The organism is Streptomyces sp. NPDC036813, assembly GCF_055609245.1.
The window spans coordinates 217,697-242,065 of sequence record NZ_JBVJPV010000012.1; the positions used below are offsets into that span (position 1 = coordinate 217,697).

The 24,369-nt window shown below is 67.7% G+C and carries 36 protein-coding genes; 31 read left to right on the forward strand and 5 right to left on the reverse strand.

Translation table 11 applies throughout. The features are described from left to right. Nucleotides 1–10 precede the first annotated feature (10 nt). The 27 genes from rplB (at nt 11) to truA (ending at nt 15,211) form a co-directional block, all read left to right on the forward strand. Entirely contained in the window at nt 11–847 is an 837-nt protein-coding gene (gene rplB / locus ACZ67Q_RS25085; RefSeq protein WP_240118074.1) for a 50S ribosomal protein L2, read from the forward strand. Nucleotides 848–859: 12 nt separating this feature from the next. Continuing rightward, the gene (rpsS, locus tag ACZ67Q_RS25090; protein ID WP_041665437.1) at nt 860–1,141 is read left to right on the forward strand and encodes a 30S ribosomal protein S19; all 282 of its coding nucleotides are present in this window, start codon (nt 860–862) and stop codon (nt 1,139–1,141) included. A 43-nt stretch (nt 1,142–1,184) separates the two neighbouring features. Next, on the forward strand, nt 1,185–1,532 hold the full coding sequence (rplV, locus tag ACZ67Q_RS25095; protein ID WP_019329637.1) for a 50S ribosomal protein L22: 348 nt from the start codon (nt 1,185–1,187) through the stop codon (nt 1,530–1,532). Next, the gene (rpsC, locus tag ACZ67Q_RS25100; protein WP_116148545.1) at nt 1,532–2,359 is read left to right on the forward strand and encodes a 30S ribosomal protein S3; all 828 of its coding nucleotides are present in this window, start codon (nt 1,532–1,534) and stop codon (nt 2,357–2,359) included. Before rplV ends, rpsC begins: the two co-directional genes overlap by 1 nt. A 5-nt stretch (nt 2,360–2,364) precedes the next feature. Next, nucleotides 2,365–2,784 (forward strand): 50S ribosomal protein L16, encoded by a 420-nt coding sequence (gene rplP / locus ACZ67Q_RS25105; RefSeq protein WP_009190136.1) that lies wholly within the window; start codon nt 2,365–2,367, stop codon nt 2,782–2,784. Further along, nucleotides 2,784–3,008 (forward strand): 50S ribosomal protein L29, encoded by a 225-nt coding sequence (rpmC, locus tag ACZ67Q_RS25110; protein WP_003974259.1) that lies wholly within the window; start codon nt 2,784–2,786, stop codon nt 3,006–3,008. Before rplP ends, rpmC begins: the two co-directional genes overlap by 1 nt. Beyond that, nucleotides 3,008–3,292, forward strand: coding sequence for a 30S ribosomal protein S17 (rpsQ, locus tag ACZ67Q_RS25115; protein ID WP_014674375.1), 285 nt, complete (start codon nt 3,008–3,010; stop codon nt 3,290–3,292). Before rpmC ends, rpsQ begins: the two co-directional genes overlap by 1 nt. A 100-nt stretch (nt 3,293–3,392) precedes the next feature. Then, nucleotides 3,393–3,761 (forward strand): 50S ribosomal protein L14, encoded by a 369-nt coding sequence (gene rplN, locus ACZ67Q_RS25120; RefSeq protein WP_003998823.1) that lies wholly within the window; start codon nt 3,393–3,395, stop codon nt 3,759–3,761. A gap of 2 nt (nt 3,762–3,763) precedes the next feature. Further along, nucleotides 3,764–4,087, forward strand: a complete 324-nt coding sequence (rplX, locus tag ACZ67Q_RS25125; protein WP_190181494.1) for a 50S ribosomal protein L24 — start codon at nt 3,764–3,766, stop codon at nt 4,085–4,087. Then, complete coding sequence (gene rplE / locus ACZ67Q_RS25130; RefSeq protein WP_014674377.1) at nt 4,087–4,644, forward strand: 50S ribosomal protein L5; 558 nt, start codon at nt 4,087–4,089, stop codon at nt 4,642–4,644. The genes rplX and rplE overlap by 1 nt, the downstream gene beginning before the upstream one ends. A 5-nt stretch (nt 4,645–4,649) precedes the next feature. Continuing rightward, nucleotides 4,650–4,835 (forward strand): type Z 30S ribosomal protein S14, encoded by a 186-nt coding sequence (locus ACZ67Q_RS25135; protein ID WP_003948630.1) that lies wholly within the window; start codon nt 4,650–4,652, stop codon nt 4,833–4,835. A 210-nt stretch (nt 4,836–5,045) separates the two neighbouring features. Further along, complete coding sequence (rpsH, locus tag ACZ67Q_RS25140; RefSeq protein ID WP_361630554.1) at nt 5,046–5,444, forward strand: 30S ribosomal protein S8; 399 nt, start codon at nt 5,046–5,048, stop codon at nt 5,442–5,444. A 24-nt stretch (nt 5,445–5,468) separates the two neighbouring features. Beyond that, nucleotides 5,469–6,008, forward strand: coding sequence for a 50S ribosomal protein L6 (gene rplF / locus ACZ67Q_RS25145; RefSeq protein WP_363265738.1), 540 nt, complete (start codon nt 5,469–5,471; stop codon nt 6,006–6,008). 3 nt (nt 6,009–6,011) lie between these two features. Beyond that, nucleotides 6,012–6,395, forward strand: coding sequence for a 50S ribosomal protein L18 (rplR, locus tag ACZ67Q_RS25150; protein ID WP_361630548.1), 384 nt, complete (start codon nt 6,012–6,014; stop codon nt 6,393–6,395). A 37-nt stretch (nt 6,396–6,432) separates the two neighbouring features. Further along, nucleotides 6,433–7,038 (forward strand): 30S ribosomal protein S5, encoded by a 606-nt coding sequence (gene rpsE, locus ACZ67Q_RS25155; RefSeq protein ID WP_030201551.1) that lies wholly within the window; start codon nt 6,433–6,435, stop codon nt 7,036–7,038. A 2-nt stretch (nt 7,039–7,040) separates the two neighbouring features. Next, nucleotides 7,041–7,223 carry a 50S ribosomal protein L30 gene (rpmD, locus tag ACZ67Q_RS25160; protein ID WP_003998814.1) on the forward strand — a complete coding sequence of 61 codons (183 nt, stop codon included), beginning with the start codon at nt 7,041–7,043 and terminating at the stop codon, nt 7,221–7,223. Nucleotides 7,224–7,225: 2 nt separating this feature from the next. Continuing rightward, nucleotides 7,226–7,681: a 50S ribosomal protein L15 gene (gene rplO, locus ACZ67Q_RS25165; RefSeq protein WP_067018996.1), complete on the forward strand. Its 456-nt coding sequence runs from the start codon at nt 7,226–7,228 to the stop codon at nt 7,679–7,681. 179 nt (nt 7,682–7,860) lie between these two features. Beyond that, complete coding sequence (gene secY, locus ACZ67Q_RS25170; RefSeq protein ID WP_361630543.1) at nt 7,861–9,174, forward strand: preprotein translocase subunit SecY; 1,314 nt, start codon at nt 7,861–7,863, stop codon at nt 9,172–9,174. Next, a complete protein-coding gene (locus tag ACZ67Q_RS25175) occupies nt 9,174–9,836 on the forward strand; it encodes an adenylate kinase (protein WP_471186000.1) in 663 nt (220 codons plus the stop codon). The genes secY and ACZ67Q_RS25175 overlap by 1 nt, the downstream gene beginning before the upstream one ends. A 100-nt stretch (nt 9,837–9,936) precedes the next feature. Then, nucleotides 9,937–10,773 carry a type I methionyl aminopeptidase gene (gene map / locus ACZ67Q_RS25180; protein ID WP_471186003.1) on the forward strand — a complete coding sequence of 279 codons (837 nt, stop codon included), beginning with the start codon at nt 9,937–9,939 and terminating at the stop codon, nt 10,771–10,773. Nucleotides 10,774–10,992: 219 nt separating this feature from the next. After that, nucleotides 10,993–11,214: a translation initiation factor IF-1 gene (infA, locus tag ACZ67Q_RS25185; RefSeq protein WP_003948620.1), complete on the forward strand. Its 222-nt coding sequence runs from the start codon at nt 10,993–10,995 to the stop codon at nt 11,212–11,214. A 71-nt stretch (nt 11,215–11,285) separates the two neighbouring features. After that, nucleotides 11,286–11,399, forward strand: coding sequence for a 50S ribosomal protein L36 (gene rpmJ / locus ACZ67Q_RS25190; protein WP_004984509.1), 114 nt, complete (start codon nt 11,286–11,288; stop codon nt 11,397–11,399). A gap of 201 nt (nt 11,400–11,600) precedes the next feature. Next, nucleotides 11,601–11,981: a 30S ribosomal protein S13 gene (rpsM, locus tag ACZ67Q_RS25195; protein ID WP_009300593.1), complete on the forward strand. Its 381-nt coding sequence runs from the start codon at nt 11,601–11,603 to the stop codon at nt 11,979–11,981. Nucleotides 11,982–12,046: 65 nt separating this feature from the next. After that, the gene (gene rpsK / locus ACZ67Q_RS25200) at nt 12,047–12,451 is read left to right on the forward strand and encodes a 30S ribosomal protein S11 (RefSeq protein WP_003956432.1); all 405 of its coding nucleotides are present in this window, start codon (nt 12,047–12,049) and stop codon (nt 12,449–12,451) included. A 145-nt stretch (nt 12,452–12,596) separates the two neighbouring features. Continuing rightward, nucleotides 12,597–13,619 (forward strand): DNA-directed RNA polymerase subunit alpha, encoded by a 1,023-nt coding sequence (locus tag ACZ67Q_RS25205; protein WP_024755423.1) that lies wholly within the window; start codon nt 12,597–12,599, stop codon nt 13,617–13,619. Nucleotides 13,620–13,786: 167 nt separating this feature from the next. Then, a complete protein-coding gene (gene rplQ / locus ACZ67Q_RS25210) occupies nt 13,787–14,272 on the forward strand; it encodes a 50S ribosomal protein L17 (RefSeq protein ID WP_471186005.1) in 486 nt (161 codons plus the stop codon). An 81-nt stretch (nt 14,273–14,353) separates the two neighbouring features. Further along, nucleotides 14,354–15,211: a tRNA pseudouridine(38-40) synthase TruA gene (truA, locus tag ACZ67Q_RS25215; RefSeq protein ID WP_471186008.1), complete on the forward strand. Its 858-nt coding sequence runs from the start codon at nt 14,354–14,356 to the stop codon at nt 15,209–15,211. Between the two features lie 26 nt (nt 15,212–15,237). Here truA and manB read toward each other — a convergent pair whose 3' ends face one another. Then, a complete protein-coding gene (gene manB / locus ACZ67Q_RS25220) occupies nt 15,238–16,398 on the reverse strand; it encodes a mannose-1-phosphate guanylyltransferase (protein WP_471186010.1) in 1,161 nt (386 codons plus the stop codon). Nucleotides 16,399–16,488: 90 nt separating this feature from the next. Further along, entirely contained in the window at nt 16,489–17,373 is an 885-nt protein-coding gene (locus tag ACZ67Q_RS25225; RefSeq protein WP_471186012.1) for a hypothetical protein, read from the reverse strand. A 302-nt stretch (nt 17,374–17,675) separates the two neighbouring features. Here ACZ67Q_RS25225 and rplM point away from each other — a divergent pair, with 302 nt between their 5' ends. From rplM to glmM, 3 genes are all read left to right on the forward strand, one after another. Continuing rightward, complete coding sequence (gene rplM / locus ACZ67Q_RS25230; RefSeq protein WP_037680366.1) at nt 17,676–18,119, forward strand: 50S ribosomal protein L13; 444 nt, start codon at nt 17,676–17,678, stop codon at nt 18,117–18,119. A 42-nt stretch (nt 18,120–18,161) separates the two neighbouring features. Beyond that, nucleotides 18,162–18,674 carry a 30S ribosomal protein S9 gene (gene rpsI, locus ACZ67Q_RS25235; RefSeq protein ID WP_100827765.1) on the forward strand — a complete coding sequence of 171 codons (513 nt, stop codon included), beginning with the start codon at nt 18,162–18,164 and terminating at the stop codon, nt 18,672–18,674. 255 nt (nt 18,675–18,929) lie between these two features. After that, entirely contained in the window at nt 18,930–20,288 is a 1,359-nt protein-coding gene (gene glmM, locus ACZ67Q_RS25240) for a phosphoglucosamine mutase (RefSeq protein WP_471186016.1), read from the forward strand. Between the two features lie 80 nt (nt 20,289–20,368). Here glmM and ACZ67Q_RS25245 read toward each other — a convergent pair whose 3' ends face one another. The 3 genes from ACZ67Q_RS25245 to ACZ67Q_RS25255 form a co-directional block, all read right to left on the reverse strand. Beyond that, a complete protein-coding gene (locus tag ACZ67Q_RS25245) occupies nt 20,369–21,322 on the reverse strand; it encodes a DUF389 domain-containing protein (RefSeq protein ID WP_471186018.1) in 954 nt (317 codons plus the stop codon). 31 nt (nt 21,323–21,353) lie between these two features. After that, nucleotides 21,354–22,322, reverse strand: a complete 969-nt coding sequence (gene coaA / locus ACZ67Q_RS25250; protein ID WP_471186021.1) for a type I pantothenate kinase — start codon at nt 22,320–22,322, stop codon at nt 21,354–21,356. 104 nt (nt 22,323–22,426) lie between these two features. Continuing rightward, complete coding sequence (locus ACZ67Q_RS25255) at nt 22,427–23,017, reverse strand: hypothetical protein (protein WP_471186024.1); 591 nt, start codon at nt 23,015–23,017, stop codon at nt 22,427–22,429. A 427-nt stretch (nt 23,018–23,444) separates the two neighbouring features. Here ACZ67Q_RS25255 and ACZ67Q_RS25260 point away from each other — a divergent pair, with 427 nt between their 5' ends. Then, complete coding sequence (locus ACZ67Q_RS25260) at nt 23,445–24,227, forward strand: hypothetical protein (RefSeq protein ID WP_471186027.1); 783 nt, start codon at nt 23,445–23,447, stop codon at nt 24,225–24,227. The last annotated feature ends 142 nt before the right edge of the window (nt 24,228–24,369 follow it).

Genomic DNA, 24,369 nt, shown 5'->3' on the forward strand with positions numbered 1-24,369 from the left:
GGACTGAGAAATGGGAATCCGCAAGTACAAGCCGACTACGCCGGGCCGTCGTGGCGCCAGCGTTGCCGACTTCGTCGAGGTCACGCGGTCCACGCCGGAGAAGTCGCTGGTCCGCCCGCTGCACAGCAAGGGCGGCCGTAACAACGCCGGTCGTGTGACCGTCCGCCACCAGGGCGGTGGCCACAAGCGCGCCTACCGAGTGATCGACTTCCGTCGTCACGACAAGGACGGCGTGCCGGCGAAGGTCGCGCACATCGAGTACGACCCGAACCGCACCGCGCGCATCGCGCTGCTGCACTACGCGGACGGCGAGAAGCGCTACATCCTGGCCCCGCGTGGGCTGAACCAGGGTGACCGGATCGAGAACGGCCCCGGTGCCGACATCAAGCCCGGTAACAACCTGGCGCTGCGCAACATCCCGGTCGGTACGACGATCCACTCCGTGGAGCTTCGTCCGGGCGGCGGCGCCAAGTTCGCCCGCTCCGCCGGTGCCTCCGTGCAGCTGCTCGCGAAGGAGGGCCAGATGGCCCACCTGCGCATGCCCTCCGGTGAGATCCGCCTGGTCGACGTGCGCTGCCGCGCCACCGTCGGCGAGGTCGGCAACGCCGAGCAGAGCAACATCAACTGGGGCAAGGCCGGCCGCAAGCGCTGGCTGGGCGTCCGCCCGACCGTTCGCGGTGTGGCGATGAACCCGGTTGACCACCCCCACGGTGGTGGTGAGGGCAAGACCTCCGGTGGTCGCCACCCGGTCAGCCCCTGGGGTCAGAAGGAAGGTCGTACTCGTTCGCCGAAGAAGGCTTCGAACAAGTACATCGTCCGCCGCCGCAAGACGAACAAGAAGCGCTAGGAGCGGGTTTAGATGCCGCGCAGTCTCAAGAAGGGGCCCTTCGTCGACGACCACCTCATCAAGAAGGTGGACTCGCAGAACGAAGCCGGCACCAAGAACGTCATCAAGACCTGGTCCCGCCGCTCCATGATCGTCCCGGCGATGCTGGGCCACACGATCGCGGTGCACAACGGCAAGACCCACATCCCGGTGTTCGTCACCGAGTCGATGGTCGGCCACAAGCTCGGCGAGTTCTCGCCGACGCGCACCTTCCGGGGTCACGTCAAGGAAGACCGGAAGTCGAAGCGCCGCTAGTAGCGGATCGCATTCAGACACGTAAGTAACTGAAGGGACAACCATGGAAGCCAGGGCCCAGGCGCGGTACATCCGCGTCACGCCCATGAAGGCCCGCCGCGTGGTGGACCTCATCCGTGGCATGGACGCCACGGAGGCCCAGGCGGTCCTGCGATTCGCTCCGCAGGCCGCCTCGGTGCCGGTGGGCAAGGTGCTGGACAGCGCCATCGCCAACGCCGCGCACAACTACGACCACACCGACGCCGACAGCCTCTACATCTCCGAGGCCTACGTCGACGAGGGCCCGACCCTGAAGCGGTTCCGGCCGCGTGCCCAGGGCCGCGCCTACCGGATCCGCAAGCGGACCAGCCACATCACCGTGGTCGTCAGCAGCAAGGAAGGAACCCGGTAATGGGCCAGAAGGTAAACCCGCACGGGTTCCGGCTCGGTGTCACGACCGACTTCAAGTCGCGTTGGTACGCCGACAAGCTGTACAAGGACTACGTCAAGGAAGACGTCGCCATCCGTCGGATGATGACGTCCGGCATGGAGCGCGCCGGCATCTCGAAGGTTGAGATCGAGCGCACCCGTGACCGCGTGCGTGTGGACATCCACACCGCTCGTCCGGGCATCGTCATCGGCCGCCGTGGCGCCGAGGCCGACCGCATCCGCGGTGACCTCGAGAAGCTCACGGGCAAGCAGGTCCAGCTGAACATCCTCGAGGTCAAGAACCCCGAGACCGACGCTCAGCTGGTTGCCCAGGCCGTCGCCGAGCAGCTCTCCTCCCGCGTCTCCTTCCGCCGCGCCATGCGTAAGAGCATGCAGTCGGCGATGAAGGCCGGCGCCAAGGGCATCAAGATCCAGTGCGGTGGCCGCCTCGGTGGCGCCGAGATGTCCCGCTCGGAGTTCTACCGCGAGGGCCGTGTGCCCCTGCACACGCTCCGCGCGAACGTGGACTACGGCTTCTTCGAGGCCAAGACGACCTTCGGCCGCATCGGCGTGAAGGTCTGGATCTACAAGGGCGACGTGAAGAACATCGCCGAGGTCCGCGCCGAGAACGCTGCGGCCCGTGCGGGTAACCGCCCGGCCCGTGGCGGCGCCGACCGCCCGGCCCGTGGTGGCCGTGGTGGCGAGCGTGGCGGGCGCGGTCGCAAGCCGCAGCAGGCTGCCGGCGCCGAGGCCCCCAAGGCCGAGGCTCCCGCGTCCGCTCCGGCTGAGAGCACCGGAACGGAGGCCTGACCGAAATGCTGATCCCCCGTAGGGTCAAGCACCGCAAGCAGCACCACCCGAAGCGCAACGGTATGTCCAAGGGTGGGACGCAGGTTGCGTTCGGCGAATACGGCATCCAGGCGCTGACCCCGGCCTACGTGACGAACCGCCAGATCGAGGCGGCTCGTATCGCGATGACCCGTCACATCAAGCGTGGCGGCAAGGTCTGGATCAACATCTACCCGGACCGTCCCCTCACCAAGAAGCCGGCCGAGACCCGCATGGGTTCCGGTAAGGGTTCGCCGGAGTGGTGGATCGCGAACGTCAAGCCCGGACGTGTGATGTTCGAGCTGTCGTACCCCAACGAGAAGATCGCCCGTGAGGCGCTGACTCGTGCGGCCCACAAGCTGCCGATGAAGTGCCGGATCGTCAAGCGCGAGGCAGGTGAAGCGTGATGTCGGCCGGTACCAAGGCGTCCGAGCTGCGCGAGCTGGGCAACGAGGAGCTTCTGGCGAAGCTCCGCGAGGCCAAGGAAGAGCTGTTCAACCTCCGCTTCCAGGCGGCGACGGGTCAGCTCGAGAACCACGGTCGGCTCAAGGCCGTCCGTAAGGACATCGCGCGGATCTACACCCTGATGCGTGAGCGCGAGCTGGGCATCGAGACGGTGGAGAGCGCCTGATGAGCGAGAGCAACGTGACTGAGAACACCGAGGCACGCGGATTCCGCAAGACCCGTGAGGGTCTGGTCGTCAGCGACAAGATGGACAAGACCGTCGTCGTCGCCGTCGAGGACCGTGTCAAGCACGCGCTGTACGGCAAGGTCATCCGCCGTACGAACAAGCTCAAGGCCCACGACGAGCAGAACGCTGCGGGCGTCGGCGACCGCGTCCTCCTCATGGAGACCCGGCCGCTGTCCGCGACGAAGCGCTGGCGCGTCGTCGAGATCCTCGAGAAGGCCAAGTAATCCCTCGTAGGGGGACCCCCTACGCATCGTTCCGCCAGGCTCGGCAGGGGTTTCGTGAAGGAACCCCTGCCGGGAACCGGCAGACATCCAGGAGATAGACGTGATCCAGCAGGAGTCGCGACTGCGTGTCGCCGACAACACTGGTGCGAAGGAGATCCTTTGCATCCGTGTGCTCGGTGGCTCCGGTCGCCGCTACGCGGGCATCGGTGACGTCATCGTCGCCACCGTCAAGGACGCGATCCCCGGTGGCAACGTGAAGAAGGGTGACGTCGTCAAGGCGGTCATCGTTCGCACCGTCAAGGAGCGCCGCCGTCCGGACGGCTCGTACATCCGCTTCGACGAGAACGCCGCCGTCATTCTGAAGAACGACGGCGACCCTCGCGGCACCCGCATCTTCGGCCCGGTCGGGCGTGAGCTGCGCGAGAAGAAGTTCATGAAGATCATCTCGCTGGCTCCGGAGGTGCTGTAAGCATGAAGATCAAGAAGGGCGACCTGGTCCAGGTCATCACCGGCAAGGACAAGGGCAAGCAGGGCAAGGTCATTGCCGCTTACCCGCGCGAGGAGCGCGTCCTGGTCGAGGGTGTCAACCGGGTCAAGAAGCACACGAAGGCCGGCCCCACCGCCGGCGGTTCGCAGGCCGGTGGCATCGTCACGACCGAGGCCCCGATCCACGTCTCCAACGTCCAGCTGGTCGTGGAGAAGGACGGCCAGAAGGTCGTCACGCGTGTCGGCTACCGCTTCGACGACGAGGGCAACAAGATCCGCGTTGCCAAGCGGACGGGTGAGGACATCTGATGGCTACCACCACCACTCCGCGTCTGAAGACGAAGTACCGCGAGGAGATCGCGGGCAAGCTGCGTGACGAGTTCAAGTACGAGAACGTCATGCAGGTCCCCGGCCTCGTCAAGATCGTGGTCAACATGGGTGTGGGCGACGCCGCCCGCGACTCCAAGCTGATCGAGGGCGCCATCCGCGACCTCACCACGATCACCGGTCAGAAGCCGGCCGTCACCAAGGCCCGCAAGTCCATCGCGCAGTTCAAGCTGCGTGAGGGTCAGCCGATCGGTGCCCACGTCACGCTCCGTGGCGACCGCATGTGGGAGTTCCTGGACCGCACCCTGTCGCTCGCGCTGCCGCGCATCCGCGACTTCCGCGGCCTGTCCCCCAAGCAGTTCGACGGCCGTGGCAACTACACCTTCGGTCTCACGGAGCAGGTCATGTTCCACGAGATCGACCAGGACAAGATCGACCGTGTCCGGGGTATGGACATCACCGTGGTCACCACGGCGACCAACGACGAAGAGGGCCGCGCGCTCCTCCGTCACCTCGGCTTCCCGTTCAAGGAGGCGTGAGCGAGATGGCGAAGAAGGCTCTCATCGCGAAGGCTGCTCGCAAGCCCAAGTTCGGTGTGCGTGGCTACACCCGCTGCCAGCGCTGTGGTCGTCCCCACTCCGTGTACCGCAAGTTCGGCCTCTGCCGCGTGTGCCTTCGTGAGATGGCTCACCGTGGCGAGCTGCCGGGCGTGACCAAGAGCTCCTGGTAATCCCCTAGTTAGGGATACCTGGACCTCTCGGTAAGCAACCGGGACGGCAGAGGCCACCGCTCTCATGGCTTAGGCTAGGAGGGTTGGGCCTCTGCCGCCCTGAACGACTTACTACGCCGTAGGTCCCCGCACCGCACCCGTCCCGTCCATGTATGGGGAGAGGGATGGCGCATATAGGAAACCCCGGCGAGAAAGGCCACAGGCCAATTCATGACCATGACTGATCCGATCGCAGACATGCTGACGCGTCTGCGGAACGCGAACGCGGCTTACCACGACTCCGTGTCGATGCCGCACTCCAAGATCAAGTCTCATATCGCGGAGATCCTCCAGCAGGAGGGCTTCATCACCGGCTGGAAGGTCGAGGACGCCGAGGTCGGCAAGAACCTCGTGCTCGACCTGAAGTTCGGCCCGAACCGTGAGCGCTCCATCGCGGGCATCAAGCGGATCTCGAAGCCCGGTCTCCGGGTCTACGCGAAGTCCACCAACCTGCCGAAGGTGCTCGGCGGCCTCGGCGTGGCGATCATCTCCACGTCTCACGGCCTGCTGACCGACAAGCAGGCGCAGAAGAAGGGCGTGGGTGGGGAAGTCCTCGCCTACGTCTGGTAACGGAAGGGAACGGAGGAAACAGCTATGTCGCGTATCGGCAAGCTCCCCATCCCGGTTCCCGCCGGCGTGGACGTCACCATCGACGGCCGTACGGTCAAGGTCAAGGGCCCCAAGGGCGAGCTGACCCACACCATCGTCGCGCCGATCGACATCGCTAAGGGCGAGGACGGCACCCTCCAGGTGCTCCGCCCGAACGACGAGCGGCAGAGCAAGGCCCTGCACGGCCTGTCCCGCACGCTGGTGGCGAACATGATCACCGGTGTGACCCAGGGATACGTCAAGAAGCTCGAGATCAGCGGTGTCGGTTACCGAGTGACCGCCAAGGGTTCGAACCTCGAGTTCGCGCTGGGCTACAGCCACCCGATCACCGTCGAGGCCCCCGAGGGCATCTCCTTCAAGGTGGAGACCCCGACCCGTTTCTCGGTCGAGGGCATCGACAAGCAGAAGGTCGGCGAGGTTGCGGCCAACATCCGCAAGCTGCGCAAGCCCGACCCGTACAAGGCCAAGGGCGTCAAGTACGAGGGCGAAGTCATCCGCCGCAAGGTCGGAAAGGCGGGTAAGTAAGCCATGGCATACGGACAGAAGATTCTCAAGGGCGACGCTTACAAGCGTGCTGCTATCAAGCGTCGTCACCTTCGGATCCGCAAGAACGTCTCCGGTACTGCGGAGCGTCCCCGCCTGGTCGTGACCCGCTCCAACCGTCACATCGTGGCGCAGGTGATCGACGACCTGAAGGGCCACACCCTGGCGTCGGCGTCCACCCTGGACAGCTCGATCCGCGGTGCCGAGGGCGACAAGTCCGCCCAGGCCAAGCAGGTCGGCGCCCTGGTCGCCGAGCGTGCCAAGGCCGCCGGTGTCGAGGCCGTCGTGTTCGACCGTGGTGGCAACCAGTACGCCGGGCGCATCGCTGCCCTGGCGGACGCCGCCCGCGAGGCCGGGCTCAAGTTCTGAGCCGCCGTAGCTAGCGGAAAAAGAGAGAGGTAATCCAATGGCTGGACCCCAGCGCCGCGGAAGCGGTGCCGGTGGCGGCGAGCGGCGGGACCGGAAGGGCCGTGACGGCGGCGCTGCTGCCGCCGAGAAGACCGCGTACGTCGAGCGCGTCGTCGCGATCAACCGTGTCGCCAAGGTTGTGAAGGGTGGTCGTCGCTTCAGCTTCACCGCGCTGGTCGTGGTGGGCGACGGTGACGGCACCGTGGGTGTCGGTTACGGCAAGGCCAAGGAGGTGCCGGCCGCCATCGCCAAGGGTGTTGAGGAGGCCAAGAAGCACTTCTTCAAGGTCCCCCGTATCCAGGGCACCATCCCGCACCCGATCCAGGGTGAGAAGGCTGCCGGCGTCGTGCTGCTCAAGCCGGCTTCGCCGGGTACCGGTGTTATCGCCGGTGGTCCCGTGCGTGCCGTGCTCGAGTGCGCGGGTGTGCACGACATCCTGTCGAAGTCCCTGGGCTCCGACAACGCCATCAACATCGTGCACGCGACCGTGGAGGCCCTGAAGGGCCTGCAGCGTCCCGAGGAGATCGCGGCCCGCCGTGGTCTGCCGCTCGAGGACGTGGCCCCCGCGGCCCTGCTGCGTGCGCGTGCCGGGGCGGGTGCGTAATCATGGCGCAGCTCAAGATCACGCAGGTCAAGTCCTACATCGGCAGCAAGCAGAACCACCGTGACACCCTGCGGTCGCTTGGTCTCAAGGGGATCAACACCGTGGTCGTCAAGGAGGACCGCCCCGAGTTCCGCGGCATGGTGCACACCGTCCGCCACCTCGTGACGGTCGAGGAGGTCGACTGATCATGGCGGAGAACAACCCGCTCAAGATCCACAACCTCCGTCCCGCCCCGGGCGCCAAGACCGCCAAGACCCGTGTCGGTCGTGGTGAGGCGTCGAAGGGTAAGACGGCCGGTCGTGGTACCAAGGGCACCAAGGCCCGCTACCAGGTTCCGGAGCGCTTCGAGGGTGGGCAGATGCCCCTCCACATGCGTCTCCCGAAGCTCAAGGGCTTCAAGAACCCGTTCAAGACCGAGTACCAGGTCGTGAACCTCGACAAGCTGGCCGCGCTCTACCCCGAGGGTGGCGAGGTCACGGTCGAGGGTCTCGTGGCCAAGGGTGCCGTGCGCAAGAACAGCCTCGTCAAGGTCCTCGGCCAGGGCGAGATCTCCGTGGCGCTGCAGGTGACGGTCGACGCCGTCTCCGGCTCCGCCAAGGAGAAGATCACCGCCGCCGGCGGTACGGTCACCGAGCTCGTCTGAGCCCGATGACGTAACGCGTAACGCGTCAACCGGGGATACCCCACAATTGGGGTATCCCCGGTTGGTCGTTCCTAGGGGAGCAGTGTCGCCGGTAAGGTAGCGTCCACTGTTTCTTTTCGTATTCGTCGAACCTCAAGACCGCCCTTCGACGCAGTTGCGCGGGGGTCGCAGGAGGCACCGTGCTCACCGCGTTCGCCCGGGCGTTCAAGACGCCCGACCTGCGCAAGAAGCTGCTCTTCACGCTCGGCATCATCGTGGTCTACCGGGTCGGTACCCACATCCCGATTCCCGGCGTGGACTACAAGTCCGTCCAGCAGTGCGTGGACGAGGCGTCCGGCAACCAGGGCCTCTTCGGTCTGGTCAACATGTTCAGTGGCGGCGCGCTGCTGCAGATCACCGTCTTCGCGCTGGGCATCATGCCGTACATCACGGCGAGCATCATCCTGCAGCTGCTGACCGTGGTGATCCCGCGCCTGGAGGCCCTCAAGAAGGAGGGCCAGGCCGGCACGGCCAAGATCACGCAGTACACGCGCTATCTGACCATCGCCCTGGCCATCCTGCAGGGCACCGGCCTGGTGGCCACCGCCCGCAGCGGCGCCCTCTTCAACGGCTGCACCGTCGCGTCGCAGATCGTTCCCGACCGGGCCATCTTCTCCACCATCACCATGGTCATCTGCATGACCGCCGGTACGGCCGTCGTCATGTGGCTGGGTGAGCTGATCACCGACCGCGGCATCGGCAACGGCATGTCGATCCTGATGTTCATCTCGATCGCCGCGACCTTCCCGTCCGCCCTCTGGTCCATCAAGAAGTCCGGCAACCTGGCCGGCGGCTGGATCGAGTTCGGCACGGTGATCCTGGTCGGCCTGATCATGGTCGGGCTCGTGGTCTTCGTGGAGCAGGCCCAGCGCCGCATCCCCGTCCAGTACGCGAAGCGGATGATCGGCCGCCGTTCCTACGGCGGTACGTCGACCTACATCCCGCTGAAGGTGAACCAGGCGGGTGTGATTCCCGTCATCTTCGCCTCGTCGCTGCTCTACATTCCGGCTCTGATCGCGCAGTTCGCCGGAGGCAACTCCGGGTGGAAGACCTGGGTTCAGCAGAACCTGGTGAAGGGCGACCACCCGATTTACATCACTTTGTACTTCTTGCTCATCGTGTTCTTCGCGTTCTTCTACGTGGCGATCTCCTTCAACCCCGAGGAAGTCGCGGACAACATGAAGAAGTATGGTGGCTTCATCCCGGGCATCCGGGCTGGCCGACCGACCGCTGAGTACCTCTCGTACGTGCTCAACCGGATCACCTGGCCGGGTTCGCTGTACTTGGGTCTGATCGCTCTTGTGCCGACGATGGCGTTGGTGGGCTTCGGGGCAAGCCAGAACTTCCCGTTCGGCGGGACCAGCATCCTGATCATCGTGGGTGTCGGTCTCGAGACGGTGAAGCAGATCGAGAGCCAGCTCCAGCAGCGCAATTACGAAGGGTTCCTCCGCTGATGCGAATCGTCCTCGTCGGGCCGCCGGGTGCCGGAAAGGGTACGCAGGCCACGCGCCTTGCCGAGCGCCTGCGCGTCCCGCACATCTCCACGGGCGACCTCTTCCGCGCCAACATCAGCCAGCAGACGGAGCTCGGGAAGCTCGCGAAGTCCTACATGGACGCCGGCAACCTCGTCCCCGACGAGGTCACCATCGCGATGGCGAAGGACCGCATGGAGCAGCCGGACGCCGAGAACGGCTTCCTGCTGGACGGTTTCCCGCGCAACGTCTCGCAGGCCGAGGCGCTGGACGAACTGCTGAACACCGAGAACATCGAGCTGGACGCGGTACTCGACCTCGAAGCCCCCGAGGACGAGGTCGTGAAGCGCATCGCCGGCCGTCGCATCTGCCGCAACGACTCGGCGCACGTCTTCCACGTGTCGTACAAGAAGCCGGCCAAGGAAGGCGTCTGCGACGTCTGCGGTGGCGAGCTGTACCAGCGTGACGACGACACCGAGGAGACGGTGCGCACGCGGCTGGAGGTCTACCACACGCAGACCGAGCCGATCATCGACTACTACAAGTCCCAGGGCCTGGTCGTGACGATCTCGGCCATGGGCGAAGTGGACGAGGTCACGCAGCGCGCGCTCGGCGCGCTGAAGCGTGAGGACGACGGCCAGTAGCCGTCGGTCCGCAGCCGGCCGTGGCGCCCTGGGGGGCGTCACGGCCGTACTGTTGTGTTGGTAACCGGTTGACGTGAGTGACGGAGAGCGCAGGCCCCCCATGGTGCAGATCAAGACGCCCGAGCAGATCGCGAAGATGCGTGCGGCGGGCCTGGTCGTCGCTGCCATCCACAAGGCCACCCGCGAGGCCGCGGTGCCGGGCGCCACGACCAAGGACCTGGACGAGGTCGCGCGCAAGGTCCTCGCCGAGCACGGCGCCAAGCCGAACTTCCTCGGGTACGGCGGTTTCCCCGCGACGATCTGCACTTCCGTCAACGAGGTCGTCGTCCACGGCATCCCTTCGGATGACGTCGTGCTGAAGGACGGCGACATCATCTCCATCGACTGCGGTGCGATCGTCGACGGCTGGCACGGCGACGCCGCGTACACGGCGTTCGTGGGGTCCGGTCACGCCCCGGAGCTGGTCGAGCTGTCCCGGGTGACCGAAGAGTCGATGTGGGCGGGCATCGCCGCGATGAAGCCGGGCAACCGGCTGGTCGACATCTCCCGCGCGATCGAGACGTACATCCGCCGCCAGCCCAAGCCCGGCGGCGGCCGCTACGGGATCATCGAGGACTACGGCGGCCACGGCATCGGCACCGAGATGCACATGGACCCGCACCTGCTGAACTACGTCGAGAAGCGCCGCGGCAAGGGTCCCAAGCTGGTCCCCGGTTTCTGCCTGGCGATCGAGCCGATGGTGTCCCTCGGCACACCTAAGACCGAGGTCCTCTCCGACGACTGGACGGTCATCACGACCGACGGCACCTGGTCCTCCCACTGGGAGCACTCCGTCGCCCTGACGGAAGAGGGCCCCCTGGTCCTGACGGCCCCGGACGGCGGCAAGGCCAAGCTCGCGGAGTACGGCGTGACGGTGGCCCCGGACCCGCTGGCCTGAGTCCGTCCTCGTTCGGCCTCGTCCTCGTTCGCGGAGCCGCGGCGCTGAGTCATGCCCCCTGTGCATGACGATCTCCCTCGTAGGGCAGACTTCCTCGTTTCGCCTTTTCGGGTGTGCTGACGTAGACTGACTCGTCGGCTCTGGTGCACCCGCATGTCCGCATGCTTACAAATGGTGCTCACCGGAGTCGATCAAGGTAGTCGATTCGAAGGGCGAAGCGTGGCCAAGAAGCAAGGTGCCATCGAGATCGAGGGCACTGTCGTCGAGTCTCTTCCGAACGCCATGTTCAAGGTCGAGCTCCAGAACGGCCACCAGGTCCTGGCACACATCAGCGGCAAGATGCGTATGCACTACATCCGCATCCTCCCTGACGACCGGGTCGTGGTGGAGCTGTCTCCGTACGACCTGACGCGTGGCCGGATCGTCTACCGGTACAAGTAGATCTTGCCCACGTCCCGTGCCCTCTCTGTGCACGGGGCCGCCGGCAACTGACCCGGAGAACCTCACATCCCATGAAGGTCAAGCCGAGCGTCAAGAAGATCTGCGACAAGTGCAGGGTGATCCGCCGTCACGGCCGGGTCATGATCATCTGCGAGAACCCGCGCCACAAGCAGCGCCAGGGCTGATCGCACACGGATCGCACCCTCTGCATCTCTTCGCAGAGTTTTCGCGCGACGCGAGCTGAATTTGTTCATACGCACGACCCAGGCGGGGTTTCTTTCTGCCTGACACCCCCGGCTCGGAGGCCGGGGACCCAGTTCGTACCTGATACGGCGGCTGGGAACCGGTCCTGCGGAAGACCTCCGAAGATCACCAGGAGCCATTGAATGGCACGCGTTTCCGGTGTTGACATCCCGCGCGAAAAGCGCGTGGAGGTCGCCCTCACCTACGTGTTCGGCATCGGCCGGACCCTCTCGAAGGAGACGCTGGCTGCGACCGGCGTCGACCCGAACACCCGCGTCCGCGACCTCTCCGAGGAGCAGCTCGTCGCGATCCGCGAGTACGTCGACAACAACATCAAGACCGAGGGTGACCTCCGTCGCGAGATCCAGGCCGACATCCGCCGCAAGGTCGAGATCGGCTGCTACCAGGGTCTGCGTCACCGTCGCGGTCTGCCCGTCCGCGGTCAGCGCACCAGCACCAACGCTCGTACCCGCAAGGGCCCGCGTCGCGCCATCGCCGGCAAGAAGAAGCCGGGCAAGAAGTAGTCCGCAGCGGACCTCTGTCCACGGTCTTCGCTGTAGGACCGACCACCTCCCGTAGGAGTTAGTAGATGCCCCCCAAGGGTCGTCAGGGCGCTGCCAAGAAGGTGCGCCGCAAGGAAAAGAAGAACGTCGCTCACGGCCACGCGCACATCAAGAGCACGTTCAACAACACGATCGTCTCCATCACGGACCCGTCCGGCAACGTGATCTCCTGGGCCTCCGCCGGCCACGTCGGCTTCAAGGGCTCCCGGAAGTCCACGCCGTTCGCCGCGCAGATGGCCGCCGAGTCGGCTGCCCGCCGCGCCCAGGAGCACGGCATGCGCAAGGTCGACGTGTTCGTGAAGGGCCCGGGTTCCGGTCGTGAGACCGCGATCCGCTCCCTGCAGGCCACGGGCCTCGAGGTCGGCTCCATCCAGGACGTCACCCCGACCCCGCACAACGGCTGCCGTCCGCCGAAGCGTCGTCGCGTCTGACCTCGCTTTCTTCGGGCTTCTCGGGCGGTACGGCTCTGTTGCGTCGTGCCGCCCGTACCCTTGCAGTACCCGCGCTTTTCACCGGGCGCGGTTTCCGTCGGGCGTCAAATAGCGGGCGTCCACGAAAGAAGGATCTGATCCACACATGCTGATCGCTCAGCGTCCCTCGTTGACCGAAGAGGTCGTCGACGAGTTCCGCTCCCGGTTCGTGATCGAGCCGCTGGAGCCGGGCTTCGGTTACACCCTCGGCAACTCCCTCCGCCGCACGCTCCTCTCCTCGATCCCGGGTGCCGCCGTCACCTCGATCCGGATCGACGGCGTCCTGCACGAGTTCACCACCGTGCCGGGTGTCAAGGAGGACGTCACCGACCTGATCCTCAACATCAAGCAGCTGGTCGTCTCCTCGGAGCACGACGAGCCGGTCGTGATGTACCTGCGCAAGCAGGGCCCGGGTCTGGTCACCGCCGCCGACATCGCGCCCCCGGCCGGTGTCGAGGTGCACAACCCCGACCTCGTCCTCGCCACGCTCAACGGCAAGGGCAAGCTGGAGATGGAGCTGACCGTCGAGCGCGGTCGCGGCTACGTCTCCGCCGTGCAGAACAAGCAGGCGGGCCAGGAGATCGGCCGTATCCCGGTCGACTCCATCTACTCGCCGGTGCTGAAGGTCACGTACAAGGTCGAGGCCACGCGTGTCGAGCAGCGCACCGACTTCGACAAGCTGATCGTCGACGTCGAGACCAAGCAGGCGATGCGTCCCCGTGACGCCATGGCCTCCGCCGGTAAGACGCTGGTCGAGCTGTTCGGTCTCGCCCGCGAGCTGAACATCGACGCCGAGGGCATCGACATGGGTCCGTCCCCGACGGACGCCGCGCTCGCCGCCGATCTGGCGCTGCCGATCGAGGAGCTCGAGCTCACCGTTCGGTCGTACAACTGCCTCAAGCGTGAGGGCATCCACTCCGTGGGTGAGCTCGTCGCTCGTTCCGAGGCCGACCTGCTGGACATCCGCAACTTCGGTGCGAAGTCCATCGACGAGGTCAAGGCGAAGCTGGCCGGCATGGGCCTGGCCCTCAAGGACAGCCCGCCCGGATTCGACCCGACCGCCGCCGCGGACGCGTTCGGTGCCGATGACGACGCTGACGCCGGTTTCGTGGAGACCGAGCAGTACTGATTCGGCTGCCGGTCCGTCGTGGCCGGTCGCGCAGTTCCCCGCGCCCCTTCGGGGCGCGGACCCTCCGGGCGTCCGAAAGGGCGCCCGGATCTCCGACGGGCAACCGCTCGCTCGGATACTGACTCCGGTACCTGATACGGCCGGGGCAGACACACAGGAGATTGATCATGCCGAAGCCCACCAAGGGTGCCCGTCTGGGCGGCAGCGCCGCGCACGAGAAGCTGCTCCTCGCGAACCTCGCGAAGAGCCTCTTCGAGCACGGCCGCATCACCACCACCGAGGCGAAGGCGCGCAAGCTGCGTCCGTACGCCGAGCGTCTGGTCACCAAGGCGAAGAAGGGCGACCTTCACAACCGCCGTCAGGTGCTCCAGGTGATCACGGACAAGAGCGTCGTCCACACGCTCTTCACCGAGATCGGCCCGCGCTACGAGAACCGTCCGGGTGGCTACACCCGCATCACCAAGATCGGTAACCGCCGTGGCGACAACGCGCCCATGGCTGTCATCGAGCTGGTCGAGGCGCTGACGGTGCAGCAGAACGCCGTGGGTGAGGCCGAGGCCGCGACCAAGCGCGCGGTCAAGGAGGCCGAGGAGGCCAAGGCCGAGTCGACCGAGGCCACCGAGGCTCCGGCCGAGGAGTCCAAGGACGCCTGAGGCTCTGCCTGACGTCCTCAAGAGCGGGCCCGTTCCTTTCGAGGAGCGGGCCCGTTCTCGTGTTGCTGAGAGGATCTGTACGTGAGTGATGAAGCAGCGCCCGGTTACGTCCGTGTCCGCCTCGACCTGTCCTACGACGGCACCGACTTCTCCGGGTGGGCCAAGCAGGCCGGCGGCCGGCGGACCGTGCAGGGGGAGATCGAGGACGCGCTGCGGACCGTCACCCGCTCCCGGGAGACGTACGAGCTGACCGTCGCCGGCCGCACCGACGCCGGGGTGCACGCGCGCGGCCAGGTGGCCCATGTCGATCTGCCCGAGGACGTCTGGCGCGAGCACCACGAGAAGCTGCTGAAGCGGCTCGCCGGGCGGCTGCCCAAGGATGTGCGGGTGTGGGCGCTGCGGCCGGCGCCCAGTGGCTTCAACGCCCGGTTCTCCGCGATCTGGCGGCGGTATGCCTACCGGGTCACCGACAACCCCGGTGGTGTCGACCCGCTGCTGCGCAACCATGTGCTGTGGCACGACTGGCCGCTCGATGTCGACGCCATGAACGAGGCCGCGCGGGGGCTGCTGGGGGAGCACGACTTCGCGGCGTACTGCAAGAAGCGGGAGGGGGCGACCACCATCCGTACCTTGCAGGAACTGAGCCTTTCGCGGGGCGACGACGGGATCGTCTCCGCCACCGTCCGGGCCGACGCCTTCTGCCACAACATGGTGCGCTCGCTGATCGGGGCGCTGCTGTTCGTGGGCGACGGGCACCGCGGGCCCGAGTGGCCGGCGAAGGTGCTCGCCGCGGGGGTGCGGGACTCCGCGGTGCATGTGGTGCGGCCGCACGGGCTGACGTTGGAGGAGGTCGGGTATCCGGCGGACGCGTTGCTCGCGGCGCGGAGCCGGGAGGCGCGGAACAAGCGCAGCCTTCCCCCGCGGGGCGGCTGTTGTTAGTGCCGGGTTCTGCCGTCTTCCCGGTGCTACGCCGTCGTGGCCGGTCGCGCAGGCCCCCGCGCCCCTGAGGTCGGGACTCGTCCCGTGTGTTCCCTCGCGCACGGCGTCGGTGTCGCCGACAGGCGCACGCTGTACGGGGCCATCTCCGTGCCGCAGGCGATGCGGACCCCCGGGGGGAGTTCGTTGCCCTCGGAGAGGGTCGCGCCGTCGCCTATGACCGTCGCCTCCAGGGACGTGCCGGGGCCGATGCGGGCGTGGCGGCCGATGGCCGAGGCGTGGACAGTGGCGCCGGGGGCGATGTGGGCGCCGGTCATCACCACACTGCCCTCGACGACCGCGCCCTCCTCGATCACCGCGCCGGGGGAGACGACCGTGCCGCCGCTGAGCACCGCGGCGGGGTGGACGCGGGCGCCCGGCAGGACCAGCGCCTCGCCGGGCGGCCCGGGCAGCGCGGGGGAGGTGACGCGGCCGCGGACCAGGTCGGCCGACCCCTGGACGAAGGCGGCGGGGGTGCCGAGGTCGAGCCAGTAGGTGTCGTCCACCACACCGCGCACGTGGGCGTCGGTCGCGAGCAGCTCGGGGAACGTCTCGCGTTCCACGGAGACGACCCGGTCCGGCGGGATGCGGTCGATGACCGAGCGGGTGAAGACGTAGCAGCCGGCGTTGATCTGGTCGGTGATGATCTCTTCCGGGGTCTGCGGCTTCTCCAGGAAGGCGGTGACGCGGCCGCCCTCGTCGGTCGGGACCAGGCCGAAGGCGCGCGGGTCGCCGACTCGTTTCAGCTGCAGGGTGACGTCCGCGCCGGTGACCCGGTGGTGAGTGCGCAGGGCGGCGATGTCGACGCCGGAGAGGATGTCGCCGTTGAAGACGAGCACCGGGTCGCGGGGCGCGCTGCGCAGGCGCCGGGCCGCGTTGCGGATGGCGCCGCCGGTGCCGAGGGCGCTCTCCTCGGTGACGTACTCCAGCTCCAGGCCGAGCCGCGCGCCGTTGCCGTACTCCGCCTCGAAGAGTTCCGCGAGGTAGGAGGTGGCGAGGATGACGCGGGTGACGCCGGCGGCGGCGGCCCGCGCCAGCTGGTGCGTGAGGAACGGCACTCCGGCGACGGGCAGCAGCGGCTTGGGGATGTGGCTGGTCAGGGGGCGCAGCCGGGTGCCCTGACCCCCCACGAGCAGGATCGCTTCGGACATGATCCCCGATGCTGGCACGCGTGCCGGGACCGGGAAACGCCTGCGGAGGAGCTGTCGGGAGAAGTTAACCTGCCCGACGCGTCCGCCGGGTCAGCCGTTCGCCGCCGCCGACGCCTGGGCCTCGCCGCGCCGCTTGATCTGGTTGAAGGCGAACAGGGCGAGGTCGTCACCGGCGCTGAAGGCCTTGGTGTCCTTGGTGGTGACGTTCTTGCCGCTGGTGAAGCCGGTCAGGGTGAAGTAGGCGTAGCGGCCGTAGGAGTTCGTCGTGGAGCGGCAGACCGCGCCGTCGCAGAACGGCTTGACGCCCTTGCCGGACAGCGGCTGCACCATGCCCGTCTTCGGGGAGCTGGCCTTGCGGGTGGCGAGGGCCTGCGCCTCGGTGTCGAAGACGGCGATACCGACCGTGACCGCTACACCCCCCTGGGTGTAGGTGACGCGCAGCACGCGGGTGCAGCCGTTCGCGGCGAGGGCCTTGGGCAGCGTGCCCTTGGACGCCGTGGAGCAGTCCTTGGTGTCGGCGGTGGGGCCCTTCTTGTACACGGTCGAGCCCATGGTGAGCTGCGAGCCGGGGAAGAGGATGTCCGGGCCGAGGGGCGCGGTGTCCTTCTTCTTGTCGGAGACGAATTCCTTCGGGTCCAGCGGGGGCGGGGCGCTCGTCGGTGCGAACGACGGGGCCGTGGCCGTCTCGCCCGGGATGGACGCCGTCGGCGGCAGCGAGCTGGGGTCGCCGCCCGCCTGATTGCTGCCGTTCGCCGAGGTCACGGCCAGGGCGACCGCGGCTCCGACCGCGAGGGTGGCCAGCGCGCCGCCGCCGATGAACAGCATCCGGCGCCGCTTGGTGCGCGCTTCGGACGCCTCGGCCAGTGCCGCCCAGTCCGGGGTCTCGCCGTCACCGCCGTCGCTCCACGGCTGCTGGGAGTTCGGTTTCCAGGGATCCCACTGGGGCTGCTGGGGTCCCCCCTGCCCATAGCTCATGGGGCGCATCTTAGACGGGGTGCCCGTGTGTCATGGCCCGTGCAGTGGGGAGGGCGGAGCGACGGTGGCCGCGGGGGGCCTGAGCGGGGTCGTTTTGACCCACCCCGTCGGCCCCGGTATTCTGCTTGTTCGTTGTGTATTGGCTTGCTCATTCTCACGGGACGGGCCCTTACACCGGTCCACCGGGCCGATGACCAGCGACCCCACGTACGCGGTATGCGTCGCCGCCGTGGGTCAAGGCTGTCGTGATCGTTTCGGTGACCTTGTCTAGGACCATTCACTCGAAGCGAAGGCTACGAACCGTGCGTACGTACAGCCCCAAGCCCGGCGATGTGACGCGCCAGTGGCACGTCATCGACGCTCAGGACGTTGTCCTGGGCCGTCTGGCCTCCACTGCGGCCTCCATCCTGCGTGGCAAGCACAAGCCGATCTACGCGCCTCACGTTGACACGGGTGACTTCGTCATCATCATCAACGCCGACAAGGTGCACCTGTCCGGCAACAAGCGGACCCAGAAGATGGCGTACCGCCACTCCGGCTACCCGGGTGGTCTGCGCTCCGTCCGCTACGACGAGCTGCTCGACAAGAACCCCGAGAAGGCCATCGAGAAGGCCGTCAAGGGCATGCTCCCCAAGAACACGCTGGGCCGTCAGATGCTCTCGAAGCTGAAGGTCTACAAGGGTGACCAGCACCCGCACGCTGCCCAGCAGCCGGTGCCGTTCGAGATCACCCAGGTCGCGCAGTAAGTCCGGCCACCCCCTAAGACTGAAGAGAATCTGAGGAGAATCGTGGCCGAGACCACTGCCGAGCAGCCGATCGAAGAGATCGACATCGAGAGCTACACCACCGAGTCCGAGGTCCCCGTCGAGGGCGAGTACACCTCCGAGTCGCTGGCTTCCCGCTTCGGCGAGCCCCAGCCGGCCGCCGGCCTGGGCCGCCGCAAGAACGCCATCGCCCGTGTCCGGATCGTTCCGGGCACCGGCAAGTGGAAGATCAACGGTCGCACCCTCGAGGACTACTTCCCGAACAAGGTGCACCAGCAGGAAGTCAACGAGCCCTTCAAGGTGCTCGAGCTCGAGGGCCGTTACGACGTCATCGCCCGCATCGCGGGTGGCGGTGTCTCCGGTCAGGCCGGTGCCCTGCGCCTCGGTGTCGCGCGTGCCCTGAACGAGGCCGACGTCGACAACAACCGTGGCCCGCTGAAGAAGGCCGGCTTCCTCAAGCGCGACGACCGTGCGGTCGAGCGCAAGAAGGCCGGTCTGAAGAAGGCCCGCAAGGCCCCGCAGTACAGCAAGCGCTAAGCTTCGCTGCCTGCTCGTACGTATCCGGGCTTCCGTGTCGGTTGCCCCCGCGTACTCCGAACGCCCCGGCGGCACGCCAGTGTGCCGCCGGGGCGTTCGTTTATCACAGCCTTCGGGCGTATAACGGCACAAGACATTCAGCAGCTTGTGCGATTGCGTGCCCGGGCGGCGCAGTCCCGGGACACGGACGTCGGCACGCGCATGGGCCGCAGCGGCGCGCCGCTCTTCGTAACTGACGCTTCCTCAGGAGGACACGTGGGACGACTCTTCGGCACGGACGGTGTGCGCGGTGTCGCCAACGCGGATCTGACCGCCGAGATGGCACTCGGCCTGTCCGTCGCGGCGGCACACGTACTCGCCGAGGCGGGCACCTTCGAGGGGCACCGGCCGATCGCGGTGGTCGGCCGTGACCCGCGCGCGTCCGGGGAGTTCCTGGAGGCGGCCGTCGTCGCGGGCCTCGCCAGCGCCGGCGTCGACGTGCTGCGCGTCGGTGTCCTGCCGACCCCGGCCGTCGCGTTCCTGACCGGCGCGCTCGGCGCCGACCTCGGTGTGATGCTGTCCGCGAGCCACAACGCCATGCCCGACAACGGCATCAAGTTCTTCGCCCGCGGCGGTCACAAACTCGCCGACGAGCTCGAGGACCGGATCGAGGCGGTGTACGACTCCCACCGCCACGGCGAGCCGTGGGACCGTCCGACCGGTGCCGGCGTGGGCCGCGTCCGCGACTACGAGGAGGGCTTCGACCGGTACGTCGAGCACTTGGTCGGCGTGCTGCCGAACCGGCTCGACGGGCTGAAGATCGTCCTCGACGAGGCGCACGGCGCTGCCGCGCGCGTGTCGCCCGAGGCGTTCACCCGCGCCGGTGCACAGGTCGTCACGATCGGTGCCGAACCGGACGGGCTCAACATCAACGACGGCTGCGGCTCCACCCACCTCGACCTGCTCAAGGCCGCGGTGCTCGAGCACGGCGCGCACTTCGGCATCGCCCACGACGGCGACGCCGACCGCTGCCTCGCCGTCGACCACACCGGTGAGGAGATCGACGGCGACCAGATCCTCGCCGTCCTGGCCCTCGCCATGCGGGAGCGGTCCGCTCTGCGCTCCGACACCGTCGTGGCGACCGTGATGTCCAACCTCGGCTTCAAGCTGGCGCTGGAGCGGGAGGGGCTGAAGCTCGTCCAGACCGCGGTCGGTGACCGCTATGTGCTGGAGGAGATGAAGGAGCACGGGTACGCGCTCGGCGGCGAGCAGTCCGGGCACGTGATCATCCTTGACCACGCCACGACGGGTGACGGCACGCTGACGGGCCTGCTGCTCGCGGCGCGGGTGGCCGAGACCGGGCGGTCGCTGCGGGAGCTTGCCTCCGTGATGGAGCGGTTGCCGCAGGTGCTGGTGAACGTGCGGGATGTGGACAAGTCCCGGGTCAAGACGTCGGGGGAGCTGGCTGCGGCGGTCTCCGACGCGGAGCGCGAGCTCGGTGAGACCGGGCGGGTGCTGCTGCGGTCTTCCGGTACCGAGCCGTTGGTGCGGGTGATGGTCGAGGCGGCGGACATCGAGCAGGCCCGGTCTGTCGCCGGGCGGCTGGCCGATGTCGTGAAGTCGGCGTTGGGGTAATCCGCCGGGTTCGAGGTGGGGGTACTGCGAGACGCGGTCTGCGGACTCGTGGTGGTGGTCGCGCAGTTCCCCACGCCCCTTCAGGGTCGGCTGTCCTGCCGTTCCTTCGTGAGTTCCCTCTGCCTGGCCCAGAAGTACTTCTGGGCCAGGAGCGTGAGCGTTCCCGCCAGGACGATGCCCAGCAGGTTCAGCAGGAGTTGCTGGCTCGAGCGGAGCGTCTGGTGGGTGTCGCCGTAGACCAGGGCGACCGCCGCGTTCGCGGCGGCCGGGACCGTGGTGACGGAGATGGCGACGCCGACCAGGGCGCCCGACTTGGACGAGGTCAGGGACAGGGTGCCGGCGCAGCCGGCGAGGACCGCGACGACGAACGAGAACCAGTCCGGCGCGTAGACGAAGCCGGTGTTGGGCCGCTCCGCCTCCAGCTGTCCCTTGGTGAAGAGGCCGACGGCGTCCATGAAGAGGCTGAAGCCGGCGGTCACCGCCATGGCCGCCGCGAAGCCGACCAGCAGCGCGATCATCGACCGCAGGGCGAGGCGGGGCGCGCGCTGCACGATCGCCGTGCAGATGCCGGCCAGCGGTCCGAACTCCGGGCCGACCGCCATCGCGCCGACGATCAGGATCGCGTTGTCCAGCACCACACCGCACGCCGCGATCATCGTGGCCAGCGTGATGAACGCGACGTAGGTGACCGAGAGGGTCGACTCCTCGTGGGTGGCTTCGGTGAGGTGCTCCCACAGCACCGCGTCCGCGCCCTCGCCCGGTGCGTCGTCCTCCGCCTGGTCGGCCCGGCGGGACAGCGACAGGTCGATGTTCTCGACGGCGATGGAGCCGGTGCGCTCCAGGCCGAGGTGCTGCAGGTCCGACAGCAGTTCGTCGGCGGCCTCGCGGGCCACGTCGCACAGCACCACGTCCCCGGCCGGGTCACGGGCGGCGCCCGGCAGGACCACGACATGCGTGGTACCGACGGTCTTCTCGATCAGGCGGACCACGTCGTCCGTCGTGCCGGACGGGGTGATCAGGCGCAGATGCAGCATGCGCTCTTTCTAACAGGCGCCTCGGGTGCCGTTACAGCTTGCGCAGGCTCAGGCGCTGCACCTTGTGGTCCGGGCCCTTGCGCACGACCAGGGTGGCGCGGCCGCGGGTGGGGGCGATGTTCTCGACCAGGTTGGGCTTGTTGATCGTCCGCCACATGGTGCGGGCGTAGTCGAGGGCCTCCTCCTCGGACACCTGCGTGTACTTGCGGAAGTACGACGACGGGTCCTGGAAGGCCGTCTCGCGCAGCTTCCGGAAGCGGCTGAGGTACCAGCGCTCGATGTCCTCGATGCGCGCGTCGACGTACACGCTGAAGTCGAAGTAGTCGGCGAGGCCGACCCGGGTGCGGCCGTCGTTGCCGGGCAGGGCGGGCTGCAGGACGTTGAGCCCTTCGACGATCAGGATGTCCGGGCGGCGCACGACGAGCTTCTCGCCGGGGACGATGTCGTAGATCAGGTGGGAGTAGACGGGCGCGGTGACCTCGCCCTTTCCTGCCTTGATGTCGGCGACGAACCGGGTCAGGGCGCGGCGGTCGTACGACTCGGGGAAGCCCTTGCGCGACATCAGGCCGCGCGCCTGGAGCTCCTTGGTGGGCAGCAGGAACCCGTCCGTCGTGACCAGCTCGACGCGGGGGTGCTCGGGCCAGCGCGAGAGCAGGGCCTGGAGGAGACGGGCGACGGTGGACTTCCCCACGGCGACCGAGCCGGCGACCCCTATGACGAACGGGGTGCCGGACTGGGAGCCCTGCTCCCCGAGGAAGGTGTTCAGCGCTCCTCTGAGGCCGTCGGTGGCGCCGACGTAGAGGTTGAGCAGCCGGGAGAGCGGGAGGTAGATGTCCCGCACCTCGTCGAGGTCGATGACGTCACCGAGGCCGCGCAGCCGTTCGACCTCCTCCGCGCTCAGTGGCAGCGGAGTCTTGTCGCGCAGCGCGCTCCACTCGGCGCGGGTGAGATCGACGTAGGGAGTCGCCTCCGGACGGTTCCGGTGGGCGCTCCGGGGCATCGAGGAGACCGGAGAGATCACAGTCCATTGTTAACGGAGTTTGAACGGGGCGGGGGGTGGGGTGCGTCACGCCGGACCGGGCCGGCGTGACGCGCCCTGGTCGGCTACTCGTCTTCGACGAGGTACCTGACGTTGTCCACCACGAATTCTCCGTAGTGCAGGGCGGAGCCGATGGCTTCCAGCCGGGTGTACTGGGCCGGAGACAGCGTGGCCTCCCGGATGCTGCTCATGGCCCTCAACAGGATCCGGAAAGCCACGTCAGGCGTGCAGAGACGCGCGCAGTCGACCAGCGCCTCTTGCACCTCGGGGGGAAGGGACTGTGCTGCCTCGATCTCGGCCACGACCGCGTCGAGGCAGGCCGCGCCGTCCTCGGTGTCCGCGCCGGTGAGCGGCTGCGGGTCCGCTGTGTCGGACAGCCGGGCGTCACAAAGTTCGACGACCGTCCGTGTCCACTGCGCTCCGCCCCCGATCCGCTCCCAGCTTGGCATGTAGTCGGTGCCGGCTTCCCACAGCACCTCAAGCGTCTCCGAGGAAAGGATGGAGAGAATCTGTGCGTCGCGGCGTACTGCCATGGCCACCTCGTCGATCCCCCGCGCAAGGTGGTTCGCGACGATTTCGGCGGCTGTGTCCCCGTCGTGGGTGGCGTCCTGATGGAAGAAGCTCATCACCCACGACACGCCGAAGTCGAACTCCATGAAACGTGGCACTGTCCCTCACCTCCTTTACTTGGGGAAGCACGTCTGCACGTAGTAGCCGTACCTGTGCCCCTGGGCCCGTACGAGCTTGATGAAGAACTTGTTGCCCACGTCCTTCACGTTGCCGTCGGGGAAGTAGGCCTTGCCCAGGGGGTTTTTCGCACCGAAGGTACCTTCCGACGTCAGTTCCTGGGCGCGCTCGCCGTCGGTGGGGACGACGGAGACCAGGTCGGCGGCGGTGTGGCGGAAGGTGTGGCGGCTCAGGAATGACCGGACTGTCCATCGCTGTCACGTGGGGCTCTGCGGAGGGTGATCACGCGGGTGTCACGGTCGGGTCGCGAATGGGTGTTCGGGAGATCATCTGTGGGTCTGCTGTGTGTAATGTCCACGTAAAACGCCGGGTTGTGAAGAAGAGAGAACAGTTTCCGTGAGTCTCACCACCGTTCGCCGGGCCGGTCTCGCCGCCTCGGTCGCCGCGCTCGCGCTCCTCGTGTCCGCCTGTGGGTCGGGCAGCGACGACAAGGCCGACGACGGCAAGACCGCGCAGGCCGACAAGACGGCCTCCGCCGCGCCGGCTGCGGGGAAGCCGCTGACCGCCGCCGAGCTGGAGAAGGCCGTGGTCGCCCAGGCGGACGTCAAGAGCGGCAAGGTCTCCAAGGTGGCGGCGAAGGACGAGATCGCCCAGGACGAGATCAAGACCGACAAGCCGGCCTGCGCGCCGCTCGCCGACGTCCAGGCCGGGACGTACGTCGGTGCCCCCGCGGCCCACGTCAAGCGGCACTGGCTCGCCGACCAGAAGAAGCCGGCCGCCGGCGCGGCGCCGGAGGAGAAGCTCACCGCGGCCCTGGACCGGACGAACGCCTTCGTGACGCTGGCGTCCTACGCGGACGGGGGCGCCGAGAAGGCCTTCGCCGATCTGAAGGGCGCCGTGGCGGCGTGTGCCGGCGGCTACTCCTGGACCGCGGGGACCGACAAGACGCCGTACGCCAAGGTCGTCAGCACTCCCGCGCCGCAGGGCGGCGACGAGGCGCTGGCCCTGACGTCGATGATGGAGGCGGACGGTGACCAGGTGCCGGTGAAGGCGGTCGTCGTCCGCAAGGGCGCCACCGTCGCCTACTTCAACGCGATCAACTTCGGCGCGGCCGCGACCGGCAAGGACTACCCCTTCCCGCCCGAGCTGCTCCAGGCGCAGCTCGCCAAGCTCGGCTGAGCCGTCGCTGTCGTTCCCACCGGGTGGTTTCGCCCGGTGGGAATCCCGTGACCGGCGCGTGACCCCCGCGTGCCGGTGCTGTGTGGGGTCCCCGGATGCGAGGGGCCGGGCCGTCACCCGTACCGTGCGGGATGGAACGCTG

Excerpts from the sequence above, each read along its gene's own strand:
- rpsM (WP_009300593.1), top strand. The coding sequence starts at position 11,601 with ATGGCACGCGTTTCCGGTGTTGACATCCCGCGCGAAAAGCGCGTGGAG.
- rpmJ (WP_004984509.1), top strand. The coding sequence starts at position 11,286 with ATGAAGGTCAAGCCGAGCGTCAAGAAGATCTGCGACAAGTGCAGGGTG.
- rpsQ (WP_014674375.1), top strand. The coding sequence starts at position 3,008 with ATGAGCGAGAGCAACGTGACTGAGAACACCGAGGCACGCGGATTCCGC.
- rplP (WP_009190136.1), top strand. The coding sequence starts at position 2,365 with ATGCTGATCCCCCGTAGGGTCAAGCACCGCAAGCAGCACCACCCGAAG.
- rpsE (WP_030201551.1), top strand. The coding sequence starts at position 6,433 with ATGGCTGGACCCCAGCGCCGCGGAAGCGGTGCCGGTGGCGGCGAGCGG.
- ACZ67Q_RS25205 (WP_024755423.1), top strand. The coding sequence starts at position 12,597 with ATGCTGATCGCTCAGCGTCCCTCGTTGACCGAAGAGGTCGTCGACGAG.
- rplV (WP_019329637.1), top strand. The coding sequence starts at position 1,185 with ATGGAAGCCAGGGCCCAGGCGCGGTACATCCGCGTCACGCCCATGAAG.
- coaA (WP_471186021.1), bottom strand. The coding sequence starts at position 22,322 with ATGCCCCGGAGCGCCCACCGGAACCGTCCGGAGGCGACTCCCTACGTC.
- map (WP_471186003.1), top strand. The coding sequence starts at position 9,937 with ATGGTGCAGATCAAGACGCCCGAGCAGATCGCGAAGATGCGTGCGGCG.
- ACZ67Q_RS25175 (WP_471186000.1), top strand. The coding sequence starts at position 9,174 with ATGCGAATCGTCCTCGTCGGGCCGCCGGGTGCCGGAAAGGGTACGCAG.
- rplO (WP_067018996.1), top strand. The coding sequence starts at position 7,226 with ATGGCGGAGAACAACCCGCTCAAGATCCACAACCTCCGTCCCGCCCCG.
- ACZ67Q_RS25225 (WP_471186012.1), bottom strand. The coding sequence starts at position 17,373 with ATGAGCTATGGGCAGGGGGGACCCCAGCAGCCCCAGTGGGATCCCTGG.
- rplB (WP_240118074.1), top strand. The coding sequence starts at position 11 with ATGGGAATCCGCAAGTACAAGCCGACTACGCCGGGCCGTCGTGGCGCC.
- rpsK (WP_003956432.1), top strand. The coding sequence starts at position 12,047 with ATGCCCCCCAAGGGTCGTCAGGGCGCTGCCAAGAAGGTGCGCCGCAAG.
- rpmD (WP_003998814.1), top strand. The coding sequence starts at position 7,041 with ATGGCGCAGCTCAAGATCACGCAGGTCAAGTCCTACATCGGCAGCAAG.
- ACZ67Q_RS25135 (WP_003948630.1), top strand. The coding sequence starts at position 4,650 with ATGGCGAAGAAGGCTCTCATCGCGAAGGCTGCTCGCAAGCCCAAGTTC.
- rpsS (WP_041665437.1), top strand. The coding sequence starts at position 860 with ATGCCGCGCAGTCTCAAGAAGGGGCCCTTCGTCGACGACCACCTCATC.
- ACZ67Q_RS25255 (WP_471186024.1), bottom strand. The coding sequence starts at position 23,017 with ATGGAGTTCGACTTCGGCGTGTCGTGGGTGATGAGCTTCTTCCATCAG.
- rplE (WP_014674377.1), top strand. The coding sequence starts at position 4,087 with ATGGCTACCACCACCACTCCGCGTCTGAAGACGAAGTACCGCGAGGAG.
- ACZ67Q_RS25245 (WP_471186018.1), bottom strand. The coding sequence starts at position 21,322 with ATGCTGCATCTGCGCCTGATCACCCCGTCCGGCACGACGGACGACGTG.
- rplR (WP_361630548.1), top strand. The coding sequence starts at position 6,012 with ATGGCATACGGACAGAAGATTCTCAAGGGCGACGCTTACAAGCGTGCT.
- rpsH (WP_361630554.1), top strand. The coding sequence starts at position 5,046 with ATGACCATGACTGATCCGATCGCAGACATGCTGACGCGTCTGCGGAAC.
- rpmC (WP_003974259.1), top strand. The coding sequence starts at position 2,784 with ATGTCGGCCGGTACCAAGGCGTCCGAGCTGCGCGAGCTGGGCAACGAG.
- manB (WP_471186010.1), bottom strand. The coding sequence starts at position 16,398 with ATGTCCGAAGCGATCCTGCTCGTGGGGGGTCAGGGCACCCGGCTGCGC.
- rpsC (WP_116148545.1), top strand. The coding sequence starts at position 1,532 with ATGGGCCAGAAGGTAAACCCGCACGGGTTCCGGCTCGGTGTCACGACC.
- rplF (WP_363265738.1), top strand. The coding sequence starts at position 5,469 with ATGTCGCGTATCGGCAAGCTCCCCATCCCGGTTCCCGCCGGCGTGGAC.
- rplX (WP_190181494.1), top strand. The coding sequence starts at position 3,764 with ATGAAGATCAAGAAGGGCGACCTGGTCCAGGTCATCACCGGCAAGGAC.
- rplQ (WP_471186005.1), top strand. The coding sequence starts at position 13,787 with ATGCCGAAGCCCACCAAGGGTGCCCGTCTGGGCGGCAGCGCCGCGCAC.